General features: G+C 70.3%; 11 protein-coding genes. 6 read left to right on the top strand and 5 right to left on the bottom strand.

Annotated features, from left to right (window positions below; translation table 11 throughout):
* Window positions 1-115: 115 nt before the first annotated feature.
* Window positions 116-3,442, top strand: coding sequence for an ATP-dependent DNA helicase (locus KXC42_RS16110; RefSeq protein ID WP_219130500.1), 3,327 nt, complete (start codon window positions 116-118; stop codon window positions 3,440-3,442).
* Window positions 3,439-6,795: an ATP-dependent helicase gene (locus KXC42_RS16105; protein ID WP_219129270.1), complete on the top strand. Its 3,357-nt coding sequence runs from the start codon at window positions 3,439-3,441 to the stop codon at window positions 6,793-6,795. Before KXC42_RS16110 ends, KXC42_RS16105 begins: the two co-directional genes overlap by 4 nt.
* A gap of 7 nt (window positions 6,796-6,802) precedes the next feature.
* Here the strand turns inward: KXC42_RS16105 and KXC42_RS16100 are convergent, their stop codons facing one another.
* Both KXC42_RS16100 and KXC42_RS16095 read right to left on the bottom strand, forming a co-directional pair.
* Window positions 6,803-7,867 carry an NAD-dependent epimerase/dehydratase family protein gene (locus KXC42_RS16100; protein ID WP_219129269.1) on the bottom strand — a complete coding sequence of 355 codons (1,065 nt, stop codon included), beginning with the start codon at window positions 7,865-7,867 and terminating at the stop codon, window positions 6,803-6,805.
* Between the two features lie 49 nt (window positions 7,868-7,916).
* Window positions 7,917-8,306, bottom strand: coding sequence for a MauE/DoxX family redox-associated membrane protein (locus KXC42_RS16095; RefSeq protein WP_033097208.1), 390 nt, complete (start codon window positions 8,304-8,306; stop codon window positions 7,917-7,919).
* Between the two features lie 121 nt (window positions 8,307-8,427).
* Between KXC42_RS16095 and KXC42_RS16090 the strand changes: the two genes are divergently transcribed.
* Entirely contained in the window at window positions 8,428-9,516 is a 1,089-nt protein-coding gene (locus KXC42_RS16090; RefSeq protein WP_006550264.1) for a TrkA family potassium uptake protein, read from the top strand.
* A 9-nt stretch (window positions 9,517-9,525) separates the two neighbouring features.
* Window positions 9,526-10,425 carry an NAD(+) diphosphatase gene (nudC, locus tag KXC42_RS16085; protein WP_219129268.1) on the top strand — a complete coding sequence of 300 codons (900 nt, stop codon included), beginning with the start codon at window positions 9,526-9,528 and terminating at the stop codon, window positions 10,423-10,425.
* A gap of 111 nt (window positions 10,426-10,536) precedes the next feature.
* Here nudC and KXC42_RS16080 read toward each other — a convergent pair whose 3' ends face one another.
* Window positions 10,537-10,791: a mycoredoxin gene (locus tag KXC42_RS16080; RefSeq protein ID WP_024101470.1), complete on the bottom strand. Its 255-nt coding sequence runs from the start codon at window positions 10,789-10,791 to the stop codon at window positions 10,537-10,539.
* A gap of 112 nt (window positions 10,792-10,903) precedes the next feature.
* Between KXC42_RS16080 and KXC42_RS16075 the strand changes: the two genes are divergently transcribed.
* Together KXC42_RS16075 and KXC42_RS16070 are read left to right on the top strand one after the other, a co-directional pair.
* On the top strand, window positions 10,904-13,045 hold the full coding sequence (locus KXC42_RS16075; RefSeq protein WP_170318475.1) for an ATP-dependent DNA helicase UvrD2: 2,142 nt from the start codon (window positions 10,904-10,906) through the stop codon (window positions 13,043-13,045).
* 661 nt (window positions 13,046-13,706) lie between these two features.
* Window positions 13,707-14,033, top strand: coding sequence for a WhiB family transcriptional regulator (locus KXC42_RS16070; protein ID WP_306834897.1), 327 nt, complete (start codon window positions 13,707-13,709; stop codon window positions 14,031-14,033).
* A 19-nt stretch (window positions 14,034-14,052) separates the two neighbouring features.
* Here KXC42_RS16070 and KXC42_RS16065 read toward each other — a convergent pair whose 3' ends face one another.
* A complete protein-coding gene (locus KXC42_RS16065) occupies window positions 14,053-15,378 on the bottom strand; it encodes an AarF/ABC1/UbiB kinase family protein (RefSeq protein ID WP_033097113.1) in 1,326 nt (441 codons plus the stop codon).
* The gene (locus KXC42_RS16060; RefSeq protein ID WP_219129267.1) at window positions 15,375-16,265 is read right to left on the bottom strand and encodes a hypothetical protein; all 891 of its coding nucleotides are present in this window, start codon (window positions 16,263-16,265) and stop codon (window positions 15,375-15,377) included. The genes KXC42_RS16065 and KXC42_RS16060 overlap by 4 nt, the downstream gene beginning before the upstream one ends.
* Window positions 16,266-16,344 lie beyond the last annotated feature (79 nt).

The following is a 16,344-nucleotide window of genomic DNA, read 5'->3' as shown; positions in this document are numbered from 1 at the left end:
GGACGCTGTCGTACCCGTCTGGTGGGATGGGGTCATGCTCGACGTCGATACCGGCATCCCCGACCTGCACCCACCACGGGCGCAGGTCACCGACCTGCCCGCCACCGTCTCGCGCATGTCCGAACCGCAGATCCCCGATCGCGTCCGCCGCCCGGCCGCGCGCCTCGTGCGCAGGTCCGCCGAGGCGCCGGTGGCCCGCGAGTGGCCCGACGACGTGCGCGTGCTGTTCGACGACGCCCCGCCCTCCCTCCGCTGGCGGCCGTGGCAGGTCCTCGGCGGTCCCGGCACGGGCAAGACGTCCCTGCTGGTCGACCTCGCGGTCCACCGCATCGCCTCCGGCGCCGATCCCGAGTCGGTGCTCATCCTCACGCATTCGCGGCGGGCCGCCACCGCCGTGCGCGAGGCGATCACGGCCGGTCTGATCGCGCTCGGCGACGGCGCAGTGCCCCGCGCCACACGCGAGCCGCTCGTCCGTACCGTCCACTCCTACGCCTTCGCGGTGCTGCGGTTGCAGGCCTCGGCGCACGGCAATCCGCCGCCCCGTCTGATCACCGGCGCCGAACAGGACGCCGTGCTGCGCGAACTGCTGCGCGGCGATATCGATGACGGCGCCGGGATGTGGCCCGAGCGGTTGCGTCCGGCACTGGGCATGACGGGCTTCGCCGTCGAACTGCGCGACCTGATGTTGCGCGCCAACGAGCGCGGTCTCGGCCCGGAGGATCTGGTCGCGCTCGGGGAGCGCCGCAATCGGCCCGAATGGGTCGCGGCCGGGCGTTTCGCGGAGCGCTACGAGCAGGTGATGCTGCTTCGCGGTGCCGTCGGTCTCGAAGCTCCGGAGGCCACCGCTCCGGCACTCGACGCGGCCGAACTCGTCGGCGCGGCGCTCGCGGCGTTCGCGACCGATCCCGATCTGCTGGCCGCCGAGCGCGGCCGCATCCGCCACCTGCTCGTCGACGACGCCCAGCATCTCGATCCGCAGGCCGCCGACCTGGTCCGCGTGATCGGTACCGGCACCCGCACGAGCACGATCGCCGGCGACCCCGATCAGGCCGTCTTCGGCTTCCGCGGCGCCGACACCTCCTTCCTCGAGAGCCTCGGCGAGGCCGACGGATCGCGCCGCATCGTGTTGGGTGTCAACCATCGCGCCGCTCCCGAGGTGGCGTCCCTCGCCGACGGGATCACCCGCAGACTGCCGGGCCTGCCGCCGCACCGGGGTATGGCCGGGCACCGCGTCGAGGAGGGCGATCCGGGGCAGGTCCGCGTGGCGGTGTGCTCGTCGCAGGCCAAGGAGGCGGCACTGGTCGCCGACACCCTGCGCCGGTCCCATCTCGTCGACGGTGTGCCGTGGTCGCGCATGGCGATCGTTGTCCGGTCCGTGCCGCGGGTACTCGCGCCGCTGCGTCGCGCGCTGCTCGCGGCGGGCGTCCCGATGACGACCGCCGCCTCCGAACTCCCGCTGGCCCGCCAGCACAGCGTCGCGGGACTGCTGCTCGTGCTGCGCGCGGTATCCGACAGTGGCTTCGGCGGGGACGAAGCACTTGCCCTGCTGTCCGGGCCCATCGGCGGTGCCGAACCGGTCGCGCTGCGGAGACTGCGGCGTGGTCTGCGGCGGGTCGAGCTAGCATCGGGCAACGACCGCGACTCCGCCGAACTGCTGCGCATCCTGCTCACCGAGGGCGACGACACCGCCGGGAACTCGCATCTGATCCGCGGGCTGACCGACGTCGAGGCGGCACCGCTGAGGAAGGTGCTCGGTGTGCTGCGCAAGGCCCGCTCGGCGGCGCTGCGCGGGGGCGGTCTCGAGGACGTGCTGTGGGAGGCATGGCAGGCCACCGGACTCGAACGGCGATGGGCCGCCGCGTCGGCCTGGGGTGGGCCGATCGGGGCGCAGGCCGACCGCGATCTCGACGGCGTCGTGGCTCTGTTCGACGCCGCCGCCGACTACGTCGACCGTCTGCCCCGCGCACACATCGCCGGGTTCGTCGACTATCTCACCGAGCAGGAGATCCCTGCGACGGCTCGCACCCGTGTCGCCGCCGAATCCGAAGCGGTCACGGTCGTCAGCGCGCACTCCGCCGCCGGTCGCGAATGGGACGTCGTGGTGGTCGCCGGTGTCCAGGAAGGGCTGTGGCCGAGCCTGCGCGCCCGCGGCACCCTGCTCGGCATCGAGGCCCTGATCGACGCGGTCTCCGGTGCCGACGGCGGCGACGAGGCCGGTGCGCGGCTCTCCCGCACCGCACCGCTGCTCGCCGAGGAGCGGCGCCTGTTCCTGGTGGCGTGCAGTCGCGCCCGCACCCACCTTCTGGTGACCGCCGTCGATTCGGTGAGCGGCGACAGCGAACTGGTCCGGTCCCGTTTCGTCGACGAACTGCGCGGTGTCGGCACCGACGACCTCGACGCGTCCGACGACCTCCTGGCCGAACCGGTGCCCGACGAGGTCCGCACCCGCGTGCTGGCCCTGCCCGCCCTCGTCGCCGAACTGCGCAGCGTGGTCTGCGATCCCGAGATCGCCGAGACCGAACCCGAACGACAGCAGCGAGCCGCCCAGCAACTCGCGCGGCTCGCGCGCGCCGGGGTGCGCGGCGCCCACCCCGACGACTGGTACGGCACGGCCGATCCCAGCACCGCCGACCCGCTGTGGGATCCCGACGACGACGCGGTGCGATTGTCGCCGTCCACGGTCGAACAGCTCACGACGTGTCCGCTGCGGTGGATGTTCGAGCGCCACGGCGGTTCCGACGGCGAGAACAGCCATGCCGTCACCGGCACGCTGGTACATACCCTCGTCCAGGCGCTCGCCGGGCGGATCCCTCCCGACCGCATCGACCAGGCCCTCGAGAAGGCATGGGACTCGGTCGATCTGGGTGCCGAATGGTATGCCCGCCGCGAGCTCGAACGCACCCGCCGCATGCTCGACACCTTCTCGACGTGGCTGCAGGGCACACGCGGAGAGCTCACCGAGATCGGCGTCGAGATCAAGGTCGACGGCATCCTCGAACCCGATTCCGACGACAAGCCCCGCGTGCGGCTCCGTGGTCGCATCGACCGGCTCGAACGCGACGCCGAGGGCCGCCCGGTCGTCATCGACGTCAAGACCGCGAAGAACCCGGTGTCGAAGGACGCCGCGCGCGATCATGCCCAGCTCGCCGCCTACCAGGTGGCCGCGGTGGCCGGCGCGATCGAGGGCGAACCGGCATCGGAGCCCGGTGGCGCGCGCCTGGTCTTCGTGGCGAAGCCGCACAACAAGGAAGGCGCGACGCAGCGCGTGCAACCGCCCCTCGACGAGGACGGTCTCGCGCAGTGGCGGGAGATCATCCACGACGCGGCGGCCGCGACCCGTGGCCCCCGCTTCGTTGCGAGGGTCAACGACGGGTGCCGGCACTGCCCGGTGCTGTCGAGCTGCCCGGCACACGACGAAGGCAGGCAGGTGACAGGGGAATGAGCGCACCACGGGTGAGCGCGAAGCGCCTGGCGGAGGCACTGGGACAGTTGCCGCCGACGACCGAGCAGGCCGCCGTCATCGAGGCCCCGCCCGGCCCGATGCTGGTCGTCGCCGGGGCCGGTGCCGGCAAGACCGAGACGATGGCCGCGCGGGTGGTGTGGCTCGTCGCCAACGGTCTCGTCGAACCCGAGCAGGTGCTGGGCCTGACCTTCACGCGTAAGGCCGCGCAGCAGCTCACGGCCCGCATCCGGGCGCGCCTGGCCAAGCTCGCCGGATCGGCGCTCCTGCGCGACCTCGACCCGAGCGGTGGGCTGCGCGCACGGATCCTCGGCAGCGAACCCGAGGTGAGCACATACCACGCATACGCCGGTCGCCTGCTCACCGAGCACGGTCTGCTGCTGCCCATCGAACCGTCGGCGACCCTGCTGTCCGAGACCGAGCTGTGGCAGGTCGCGCACCGCGTGGTCAGCTCGTGGGACGGCGAACTCGACACCGACCGCAATCCCGCATCGGTGACCGAGGCCGTTCTCGCCCTGTCCGGCCAGCTCTCCGAGCACCTCGTCGAGCCGGATCTGCTGCGCGACGCCCACGTCGAACTCGAACAGCTGGTGCACACCCTCCCGCCCGGCCCGGGGCAGCGCGGAGCACCGTCGAAGACGCTGCTCGGCTACCTCGAGACCCAGCACGCGCGGTTGCAGTTGCTTCCGCTCGTCGAACGGCTGTCCGAGACACTGCGCCGCGAAGGTGCTCTCGACTTCGGGAGCCAGATGTCGCTCGCCGCGCGGGTCGCCCGCGATCACCGCGAGGTGGGAGCCGGGGAGCGGGAACGATTCCGGGCTGTGCTGCTCGACGAGTACCAGGACACCGGGCACGCCCAGCGCGTGTTACTCGCCGCCCTGTTCGGCGGTGGCGCCGATCCCGGTCTCGCGGTCACCGCGGTCGGCGATCCCATGCAGTCCATCTACGGCTGGCGCGGCGCGTCGGCCGCCAACCTGCCGCGGTTCGCGACCGACTTCCCGGCGGCCGACGGCGAGCCGGCACCCACCCGCGAACTGCTCACCAGCTGGCGCAATCCGCCGCAGGCCCTCGAACTGGCGAACGTCTCGTCCGAACCTCTGCGCGATCGCGGGGTGTCGGTCAGCCGGTTGCGTCCCCGCCCCGACGCGGCCGCCGGCGACGTCCGCCTCGCGTTGCACTCCGACGTCGCGGTGGAACGCGACTGGGTCGCCGACCGGATCGCCGACGAGTACGCCGCCGCCCGCGAGTCCGGACGCACACCGCCGACCGCTGCGGTCCTCATCCGACGCAACGCCGACGCCGCTCCGATCGCCGAGGCGCTGCGCGCCCGCGACCTTCCGGTCGAGGTCGTCGGCATCGGCGGGTTGCTGCACACGCCCGAAGTCGCCGACGTGCTCGCGATGCTGCGCCTGGCGGCGGATCCGCTGGCCGGGAGCGCAGCTGTGCGGGTGCTCACCGGCGCCCGCTGGCAGCTCGGTGCCGCCGACCTGAAGGCACTGTGGGAGCGCGCCCAGGAACTGGCCATCGCGGGACGCTGGGGTGTCGCCGGTGCGGTGACCGATCCCGACGCGCTCGAGGACGCCCTCGATTCGGCGCTGCCCGGTGAATATGCCGACCAGGCCGGTCTCGCTGATGCGATCTCCGATCCCGGCGACAGCAGCCGCTATTCGAAGTTCGGCTACGCGCGCATCGTCGCGCTCGGTCGCGAGCTGACCTCCCTGCGCGAGCGGCTCGGCCAGCCGCTCACCGAACTCGTCGCCGAGGTCGAGCGTGTGCTCGGTATCGGCATCGAGACCGAGGCCCGCGTGGGCCGCCGACGCGGTGTCGCCGGCCGCGAGCATCTCGACGCCTTCGCCTCGGTCGTCGCGTCCTACGCGGGGCGGACCAACGCGACCCTGCCCGGTTTGCTGTCCTATCTCGCGGCGGCGGAGGAGATCGAGCAGGGGCTCGCGCCCGGTGAGGTGGAAGTCGACCCCGACCGCGTGCAGGTCCTCACCGTCCACTCCGCGAAAGGCCTCGAATGGGAGGTCGTCGCCGTCCCACATGTCGCTGCCGGGGTCTTCCCATCCTCCACCGCCGCCGCGACCTGGCTCGGTTCGACGACCGAACTTCCCCCGCACTTGCGGGGCGACCGGGTGCTGCCCGCCGACGATCCGGGCAGCACCGACGGTGTGCCCGTGCTCGAGCTCGACGACCTCTCCGATCGCAAGATGCTCGAGCGGGCCATCGACTCCCACAAGGACGCGCTCAAGCGCCGCAAGCTCGACGAGGACCGTCGGCTGTTCTACGTCGCTCTCACCCGCACCGAACGAACACTGTTCGTCTCCGCCCACCACTGGGCAGACACCGGATCCGAACCGAAGGGACCCTCGCAGTTCCTCGAGGAACTGCACGAGATCGTCACGGCCCGGCCCGAACTCGGTGCGATCGACCACTGGGCTCCGGAACCCGAACCGGAGGAGGAGAACCCGCTCACGGCCTCACCGCGCAGCGCACTGTGGCCGCGCGACCCGCTCGGTGCCCGGCGCACCGAGGTCGAACGCGGCGCGGCACTGGTCCTCGCCGAGTTCGACCGGACCGACCTCCCGACCGAATACGACGACGATCCCGACGAGTGGGCCACCGACGTCGATGCGCTCCTGGCCGAACGCGAACAGCGCGCCGAGCAGAGCGCCGAGGTGGTGCTGCCCGCACAGCTGTCAGTCAGCCAACTCGTCGATCTTGCCACCGATCCCGACGCCCTCGCCGCGCGTCTGCGTCGTCCGTTGCCGTTCCGGCCCAATCCGCTCGCGCGTCGCGGCACCGCCTTCCACGCGTGGCTCGAGCGCAGATTCGGCGCGACGCGCCTGCTCGACCTCGACGAGCTTCCCGGTGCCGACGACGAGGACGGCGACGATTCGCACTTCGACCGGCTCCAGGAGGCATTCCTGCGGTCGAAGTGGGCGTCGCGCAACCCCGTCGAGGTCGAGGTGCCGTTCGAAACGGCTCTGGGCGGCACCGTGATCCGCGGACGTATCGACGCCGTCTTCGAGGATCCGGACGGCGGTTGGACGGTCATCGACTGGAAGACCGGCGCCGAACCGGAAGGCGAGAAGCTCGCCGCGGTGGGTGTGCAGCTCGCCGCCTACCGGCTCGCCTGGGCCCAGTTGATGGCAGCGCGGACCGAGCGGCTCACCGGCCGACCGGCCGAACTGCCGCTGCACAAGGTCCGAGCGGCCTTCCACTACGTCCGCACGGGACGCACCGTCGCGCCCGAGGAACTGCCGAATGCGGCGATGCTCGAACGCCTCGTGCTCGAGGCGGGGAATCTGCGAGGGCGTGCCGACGGCGAGTGACGCAACCTCAGGGGCGCTGCCCGATACCGGTGGCCACTTCGTGTGCCCGGCGTCCGGCGGTATCGGGTGCAAGGGGAGCGGTGGGCATCCCGGCTCCCTCCCGCAGTCCCGACAGGAATTCCTCGAGGATCTCGGGCGGCGAATACTGCGGTTCCCAGCCCAGTTCTGTGCGGGCGCGCGTGCTGTCGAGCAATGGAAGTTGCAGCACGGTGTCGAGCAGGCCGGGGGAGGCCGGAACGAGATGCGCGTGCCAGGCCGCCCGCACGGCCTTGCGGAGTGCTGCACGCGGCACGGGGATCTTCCTGGCGGAGAACATCTCTGCCAGGAACGCGCCGTCCACGGGCGGTTCCGTGGCGAGGTTGAACGCGCCGCGGACGGGCCGGACGGTCGCACGGACGAAGGCGTCGGCCACGTCGCTCGTGTGCAGTACCTGGGCACGCAGATCCTCGACCAGCGGCATCACGGGGAGCAGTCCGCTGCGCAGCAGGTTTCCCGGGAGCAGGGGGCCGACGAACAGGCGTCGCTGTGAGGTCGCCGATTCGCGCTTGAAGAGGAAGTAGGGCCGCATCCGTACGATGCGCATCTCCGGCGCCCGCAGTTCGAGGGTGTCGAGAAAACGTTCCAGATACGACTTCTCGCGGGGATAGGCGGCACCCGGCCACCCGTGCGTGGGCCAGTCCTCGGTAACGCGATCCGCCGAGCGTCCGGGCGAATAGGCCGCGACCGACGACGAGTAGATCAGCGCGGGAACCTTCTCCGAGGCAGCCGCCTCGAAGACAGAGATCGCGCCGAGCACATTGTTCTCCCAGGTCACCTCCGGGCGGTGCGTGGGTTGGAACAGCCAGGACAGGTGGATCACCGCGTCCGCGCCCCGCACGATGGGGCGGAAGTCGTCGGTGGTGGTGTCGGCGACCGTGAAGGTCGCCTTGGGGGACGTCCATTCCGTCGGTCGTCGCGCGACGCCGACGATCTCGGCGACGTCGGGTTCGCGTCCGAGCGCCTCGACGATCCCGGTTCCCAGATTTCCGGTCGCGCCGACGACGACCACCTTCAGACCACGTGCGGTGTCCATACCGACGCATACCCGCTCGCTGTGACCTCACTCACCGCGTGTGGTCAGCTCAGCGGGAGGATGTGCGGCGGACCTTCAGTGCCTCGGTGACGAGCGGGACCTGCAGCGGGAGCCGGGCGAGCGACACCGCCTTGGCGGCGGGGGAGAGCTTCGGGCTGCGCAGCCACGTCACGGCCATCTGCACGTTGGCGGGGAAGACCGCCAGGAACAGCGCCGCGGCCAGGGAACCGCCGAGGCGCCGGGTGCGGGGCACGGCGAGCGCGCCGGCGACGGCGATCTCCGCGACCCCCGAGGCGTAGGTGTAGGTGCGGGCATCACCCGGCAGGGCGCGGGGCACCATGCCGTCGAACGGTTCCGGTCGCACGAAGTGCAGGACCCCCACGCCGAGAAGTAGACCTGCCAGCCGGATCGCAGAGCGCTGCGACGCTTTCGTGGACATGCGTGCCACACTAGCGCGCGGCGGTACGCTGCGATCCGGTATCGGGCGCAGTTCGTTCGGTACCGCGACGACCGAGGGTGGCCACCAGTGGAGGCCGACAGCAGGAAGGTGGGACATCGCGATGCCCGGGAGGTTGCGTGCGCGGTTCAGCCGCTCCGATCAGCTCACCGAGCGCCCCGACTTCGCGCTCGTCGGTGTGCTGCGCGTACCCCAGGAACAGACGAGTCCCGGACTCGCGATCGCGCGTCGCATCGGCTACGCGTTCGCGGCGCTGTTCCTCGCGGTCGTCGTGGTCTACCTCGATCGCGATGGCTACCGCGACGCCCAGGGCGACGAACTGTCGCTGCTGGACTGCGTCTACTACGCCACGGTCTCGCTCTCGACCACCGGCTACGGCGACATCACCCCGTTCACACCCGAAGCGCGCCTGATCAACATCTTGCTGATCACCCCGCTCCGGGTGTTCTTCCTCATCGTGCTCGTCGGTACCACTCTGTCGGCACTGACCGAGAGTTCCCGGCAAGCATTCAAGATCCAGCGTTGGAGGCGCCGCGTGCGTAATCACACCGTCGTCATCGGTTACGGCACCAAGGGCCGTACCGCAGTCGACGCGATGCTCGGCGACGGGGTACCCCCGTCCGAGATCGTCGTGGTCGACACCGATCCGGTGGTTCTCGAGTCCGCGGCCGGCCAGGGCCTCGTGACGGTCCAGGGTTCGGCGACGAAGTCCGATGTGCTCCGGCTCGCCGGGGTGCAGCACGCGTCGGCGGTGATCGTCGCCGCGAACCGCGACGACACCGCGGTGCTCGTGACCCTCAGCGCCCGCGAGATCGCCCCGCGCGCGAAGATCGTCGCCGCCATCCGCGAGTCGGAGAACACCCACCTGCTGCGTCAGTCCGGTGCCGACTCGGTGGTCATCTCGTCGGAGACGGCGGGGCGACTGCTCGGCATCGCCACGACCACGCCGAACGTTGTCGAGATGATCGAGGACCTGCTCACCCCGGAAGCCGGGTTCGCCATCACCGAACGCGATGTCGACCCCAGCGAGGTCGGGGGATCCCCGCGGCATCTCAAGGACATCGTGCTCGCCGTCGTCCGCGACGGGCGGATGTGGCGGATCGGTTCGCCCGAGGTCGACGCGCTCGAAGCGAACGACAAACTGCTCTACATCCGGCTGGTGGGTTCGTCGCCGGGCGCCATGCGTGGCTAGGGTGCTGATGTGACCGGTTTCGCTCTGTCGGGTACCCCGCTGCTCTCACGTACCGTCGTCGACCGGGCGGAGGAACTGCGTTCGGACGAGGACGCCCTGCGCGCCGGCTGGGCCGGTGCGAAACTCCTGCGGGTCGATCGTCGCAACCAGGTCCGTGTCTCCGACAACGCGCTCGTGCTCGGTGAGGCGTCCGAACTCGGTCCCGAACCGGTCGAGGGCGCGATCTTCCTGGGTATCCGCGACGGACACCACGTCTGGGCGTCTCGCGTCCTGGCGCAGACGGGCACGGTGGCCGATCTGCGGCGCATCGGCGAGCGTCTCGACGATGCCGACGCCGATCTGATGGTCAGCGCGGTCGCGTTGCTGAACTGGCACGACAACGCCGGCTACAGCGCGGTCGACGGCTCGCCCACCCGTCCGACGATGTCCGGCTGGTCGCGGATCAGCACCGAGACCGGACACCAGGAGTTCCCTCGCACCGACCCGGCGATCATCTGCCTCGTACACGACGGACACGACCGGGTGCTGTTCGCCCGGCAACCGGTGTGGCCCGAGCGGCGCTTCTCCGTTCTCGCAGGCTTCGTCGAAGCCGGTGAGTCGCTAGAATCGTGCGTGGTGCGGGAGATCCGTGAAGAGGTCGGTGTCGAGGTGCGCGACGTGCGGTATCTCGGCAGTCAGCCCTGGCCGTTCCCTCGATCGCTCATGCTCGGATTCGCGGCGATCGCCGATCCCGAGCAGGCGCTGGACTTCCGCGACGGGGAGATCACCGAGGCGCGGTGGTTCACTCGTGACGAGGTCCGTGCGGCGCTGGCGACTGGCGACTGGGCGTCCGCCGAGGACGCCCCGCTGTTGTTGCCCGGTTCGATCTCCATTGCGCGCGGGATGCTCGAGGGCTGGGCCAAGGAGTAGCAGGCCGTGCGGTAGAGGGCACTGCGGTAGAGGGCACAGGATCGAGTCGGGCCCGGACACGGGAGAGGCCGGCCGCGACGAACGCGACCGGCCTTACCGGAAGAGCGGGAGCTACAGACCCAGAGCGCGCTGGACCTCGGCGAGCGACGGGTTGGTCGCGGTGCTGCCGTCGGCGAACTTGACGGTGGGCACCACGTGGTTGCCGTTGTTGACGCTGCCGACGAACTCCGCGGCGGCCGGATCCGACTCGATGTCGATCTCGGCGTATGGGATGCCGTTCTGGTCGAGCTGGGTCTTCAGCCGCCTGCAGTAACCGCACCAGGTGGTGGAGTAGACGGTGAGGGCGGGTGCGTCGGTGGGCGTCATGTCTTCGAGAACATCACAGCCGCCGAACATGTTCCGCGACGGGGTGAGCTGTGGTCCTCACCACACCGGGTGATCTCACCGGTGGGCTGCGCTGTCGGCGGTCGCTGTCATGATGGAGGCCATGTGTGCGGATGTGGTGGACGGTCTCGACCCCGAGCAGGCAGCAGCGGTGCTCGCCCCACGCGGGCCGGTCTGCGTGCTCGCCGGCGCCGGTACCGGCAAGACCCGCACGATCACCCGCCGCATCGCCCATCTCGTCTCGGCCGGTCACGTCTCCGCGAGCCAAGTCCTCGCCGTCACCTTCACCGCCCGCGCGGCAGGGGAGATGCGTTCCCGCCTACGCGCCCTGGGCATCGGTGGCGACGGTACGCAGGTGCAGGCCCGCACCTTCCACGCCGCTGCGCTGCGGCAGCTGCGGTACTTCTGGCCGCAGGTGGTCGGCGACACACCCTGGCAACTGCTCGATCGCAAGTTCGCGGCGGTCTCGCAGGCGGCGCACCGGTGCGGCTTCCCGACCGACACCGACACCGTGCGCGACCTGCTGTCCGAGATCGAATGGTCCAAGGGCACGCTCGTCGCGCCCGAGGACTATCCCGCCGCGGCCGCCCGCGCCCACCGCACCCCACCGGCCGATCCCGAGCGGGTCGCGCGTGTCTACGAGACGTACGAGCAGCTCAAGACCCGGTCGGGCGACGGGATGTATCTCGACTTCGACGACCTGCTGCTGCACACCGCCGCGGCCCTCGAGGACAACCTCGCGGTGGCCGAGGAGTTCCGCGACCGCTACCGCTGCTTCGTCGTCGACGAGTACCAGGACGTCACGCCGCTGCAGCAGCGCGTGCTCGACGCGTGGCTCGGCGCGCGCGACGACCTCACGGTGGTCGGCGACGCCAACCAGACCATCTACTCGTTCACGGGCGCCACCCCGAAGCACCTGCTCGACTTCTCCCGCCGGTTCCCCGACGCCACGGTCGTGCGCCTCGAACGCGACTACCGCTCCACGCCGGAGGTGGTCGACCTCGCCAACCGCGTGATCGGTGCGGCGCGGGGCCGCATCGCCGGCACCCGGCTCGAGCTCATCGGTCAGCGTCCGTCCGGGCCGGAGCCCACCTTCGCCGAGTTCGACGACGAACCCGCCGAAGCGCAGGCGGTCGCCAAGGCCGTCGCGAAGCTGATGGGCAAGGGGGTCCCGGCGGCCGAGATCGCGGTGCTCTACCGCATCAACGCCCAGTCCGAGGCCTACGAGCAGGCGTTCACGCAGGCGGGTATCCCGTACCAGGTGCGCGGCGGTGAAGGTTTCTTCAACCGCGCGGAGGTCCGGCAGGCGGTCAACGCCCTGCGTCAGGTGGGTACGCGCGACGACCTGCCGGAGGATGCCGGTCGCGGTGCCGGGCTGCGCAGCCTCGTCCGGGCCACCTTGGTGCCGCTGGGCCTGACCGACACCGAACCGGTGGGTGCGCAGGCACGCGAGCGCTGGGCGTCGCTCGTCGCGCTCGTGCAGCTCACCGAGGAACTGCTCGAGCACGAACCCGATCTCGATCTGCAGGGCCTGTTGCGCGATCTCGCGGCCCGTGCCGAGGCGCGCCAGCCACCGACGGTCCAGGGCGTCACCCTCGCGTCGCTGCATGCGGCGAAGGGCCTCGAATGGGACGCCGTCTTCCTCGTCGGACTCACCGACGGCACCCTGCCGATCACTCATGTCACCGGCGACAAGGACACACCGCCCGACGAGGCCGGCATCGAGGAGGAACGGCGGCTGCTCTATGTCGGTGTCACCCGAGCCCGTGTGCACCTGCAACTGTCGTGGGCGTTGTCCCGCACGGCGGGCGGACGTCGGTCGCGGCGACGCTCTCGATTCCTTCACGGGCTCATCCCCGACAGTTCACCCGCGTCGAAGATCGCCGAACCGTCCTCCCCGCGGAAGAAGCGCCCGCAATGCCGCGTCTGTGGCAAGCCGCTCATGGGCACCACCTCGACCATGCTCGGCCGCTGCGAGGGTTGCCCATCCGATCTCGACGAGAATCTGCTGGTCGCGCTCAAGGAATGGCGCCGGGAGCGTTCGAAGGAGATGAAGGTTCCGGCCTACGTCGTCTTCAGCGACAACACCCTCGTCGCGATCGCCGAACAGCAGCCGCGCGACGATCGTGCGCTGGTCGCCATCCCGGGGATCGGGGCGAAGAAGCTCGAGCAGTACGGTGCCGACGTGCTCGCCCTCGTGCGGGGGGAGCGCACCGTCGACACCCTCGACCTCTGACGACTACCCGACCGTGTTCATTCGGCGCACAGGCAGAAGTAGTGCCCGGCCGGTCGCGGAACACCCGGAAGGTGCTGTTGTTCGAGCCGTCGTCGGCGCGCAACGCATCGAGCCCGAGGACGAGGCGTTCGGCCTCGTCGAGGTCGGGCAGGAGTCTCGTGGTCGCGAGGGACATGCCCTCCGACTTTGGTGCGGGGACGAAGAACGCGGCACGAAACCGCAGGTAGAAAATAACTTGTGCCGATCGTGCTCACGAATCTAGTCTGGATGACGATGTCACGGGAGACGGTCCGTGCGCGACGAGAAAGTGAGGTGGCCCCGATGCTCGGTTTCGATGCTTTTGCAGCGGCAGCGGCCCCTCGTGTCGCTGGGGCCGCCGCTACCACTCGCACCGCCACATCTGTGGCACCCGCAGTGGCAGCCGCGCCGCGTGCACGCCGACGTGTGCACGCCGCCGCCGTCTCGTCCGTGGTCGGAAGTCGATCGGGAACTGTTTCCCGGTAGACCTTTCGTCTCCTCCAGGCCACGGACCCCGCCCAGCGGACCGTGGCCTTTCTCGTTCTCCGGCCGGGTTCGCATCGCATTCCACCGAACCAACGAAGGAGCTCACGTGCCGAGCGAATACCCGTCGAGCCTGCCGAACCGAACGGAAGGAGACGAGATGCGTTGTACCGACATCCTTTCGCACAGCGACACTTTCGCGGTCTCCCGCAACGACCGCGACCGCGACACCCTGCCGTGCCACGACAACGACCCCGACCTCTGGTTCGCTGAGACCCCGGCCGATCTCGAGTACGCCAAGACGCTGTGTGCGGGCTGCCCGGTGCGTGCCCAGTGTCTCGACGCCGCTCTCGAGCGGGAGGAACCCTGGGGCGTGTGGGGCGGGGAGATCATCGACCGTGGTGTGGTCGTGGCCCGCAAGCGGCCGCGGGGCCGGCCGCGGAAGAATCCGCTGCCCGAACCCCGCAAGGAACTGGTCTGTGCGTGAATACGGTTGCCCGGCTTTGTCACTCCTCGACGAAGCCGGGTAGCCATTCACTGAGGATGCGCATGTACGGTGCCTCGGCGTCGAGCTGAGCGCAGATGCCCACCGAGCCGAGCAGCACCCGGAACACACTCACGTACTCGGGCGGAAGATTCAGCGTCCGAGCCGTCTTGAAGGTCGAACTCGAGAAGTCCGTGGCCGTGCCCGCCACCCGCTGCAGCCATGTGCGGGTGAAGTGGAACGACTCGGTGTGGATCGGGTCGGTGAACGGCCGGAGGTAGTCGGCGATCTCCTCGTCGGTGACCGTGCGGCCGGGCAGGACGAACTTGTTGTCGTAGAGCAGCCGGGTGAGTTCGTCGAAACGTTCCTCGAGGGCGAGTCGGACCATCCGTCCGAGCACCGGCGGGAAGCCGTCGGGCATCGACGCCGTGGCCCCGAAGTCGATGACTCCGAGACGGCCGTCGTCGAGAAGCATGAAATTGCCCGGATGCGGGTCGCTGTGGAGCAGACCGGCGCGCGCGGGCGAACAGAAGTGGAACTCCGCGAGCAGCGCACCGGCCCGGTTGCGCTGCTCCCGCGTGCCACCGCTGATGATCACAGACAGCGGAGTGGCCGAAAGCCATTCGGTCACGACGACTTTCGGGGCGCTCGCGACGACACGCGGGATCACGAACTTCTCGTCGCCGGCGAAGGCCTTCGCGAAGGCTCGCTGGTTGTCGGCCTCGATCCGGTAGTCGAGCTCTTCCTCGGTGCGTGCGGACAACTCGTCGAGCAGCGCACGCACATCGGCACCCGGCATCATCGTGGCGAACAATCCGGCGAACCGGGACAGCGTGCGCATGTCGGCGCGCAGAGCCTCGTCGGCGCCCGGGTACTGGACCTTCACCGCGACCTCGCGTCCGTCCGACCACACGGCCCGGTGCACCTGGCCGATACTGGCCGACGCGACGGGCACGTCGTCGAACGACTCGAAGCGCTCACGCCACTTCGTTCCGAGTTGCTGGTCGAGCACGCGGTGCACGGCTTGGGCGGGCAGTGGAGGGGCCTCCGCCTGCAGTTTGGTGAGCGCCTCCCGATACGGCTCGGCGAACTCCTCCGGGACGGCGGCTTCCATCACGCTCAGGGCCTGGCCGAACTTCATGGCGCCGCCCTTGAGTTCGCCCAACACACTGAACAACTGTTCGGCGGCCTTCGCCGTCATCTCGGCGTCGATCTCCTCCCGATCTCCGCCGGCGAGTCGACGGCCGAAACCGACAGCGGCGCGCCCGGCGATTCCCAGAGGAATGCTCGCGAGCTTGGCAGTGCGGGACGAGCTTCTGCGAGGGATGTCTGGCACGCCCCCCATCATGCCTGACCGACCCGAGCGATGGCCGAGCAGTCGCACCGGGGGTGACGGAACCATCGGCGCGTGACGATGCGGTGGGTTCGCAGGTCCAGTTCGAGTGTGCGGTCGACCGCCGGGGTCACGGACGGATCTGCGGAGAGGAACGCCTCGATCTGGCCGACGGCCATCGCCGCGGTCGCCGACGTCACCGCCCTGCCGGCGTGGCCCTGCCGCCCGTACAGCTGACTCGCCAGTCGCGGCCAGGACGGATCGAGATCGGCCCGCACGAGATCGGCGCAGCGCAGACAACTGCTCCGGCCGGGGAGTACGAACGGGCCGACGATGCCGCGTCCGTCCCTGATCCGCACCGCGAGATGGGGGATACCGGCCCGCACGAGCATGTTCACGAGATGGGGGTCGGGCACCTGCCCGTCGGCGAGGACGACACAGTCGGCCGGGTCCTGCAGTTCGTCACTGGACGACGAGCGCACCCACCGCACATCCCATACCGGGAGATCCTCGACGATCGCCGAAGCGAGCGGACCCGAGCCGTGAACCCGCACCCGCCGCGGTCGCGCCGGACCGTGCGACGCGGGGACCTGCCGGACCGCACCCGTCGCGGTGAGCTCATCGAGCACCTGCCGGACCCGTCCGGACGGAAGCCCGCGCTCGGCTGCGACGTCCAGCACCTCGTCGAGGGTGAGCCGGCCGTCGAGCAGTCGGACGAGAACGCCGAGGTCGAAGCTGTCCATGCCCTGGGGTGGCAGGACGACGGTCGCGGTGCCGGGACCCCAGCCGAGCTGGAGCGAGCCGTCGGACCGCTCGAGCACGGCCAGTTCCGGATCGACCCGGAGAACCGCAGCCTCGGCCGGCGCGGGATTCGTGGTCGTCTCGCGCGATGCGGTGATCATGGAGACAGACTGACAGTATCCGCGCCCGTGGACGGCTCACGAGGAGCAGTTTGTCCACAGGCGCGGGTGCCTCTATCGG

The organism is Rhodococcus sp. LW-XY12 (genome assembly GCF_019317345.1).
Taxonomy (GTDB): domain Bacteria; phylum Actinomycetota; class Actinomycetes; order Mycobacteriales; family Mycobacteriaceae; genus Rhodococcus; species Rhodococcus pyridinivorans.
Note: the sequence above shows the minus strand (reverse complement) of the source record. Positions and strands in the feature narration are given on the sequence as shown.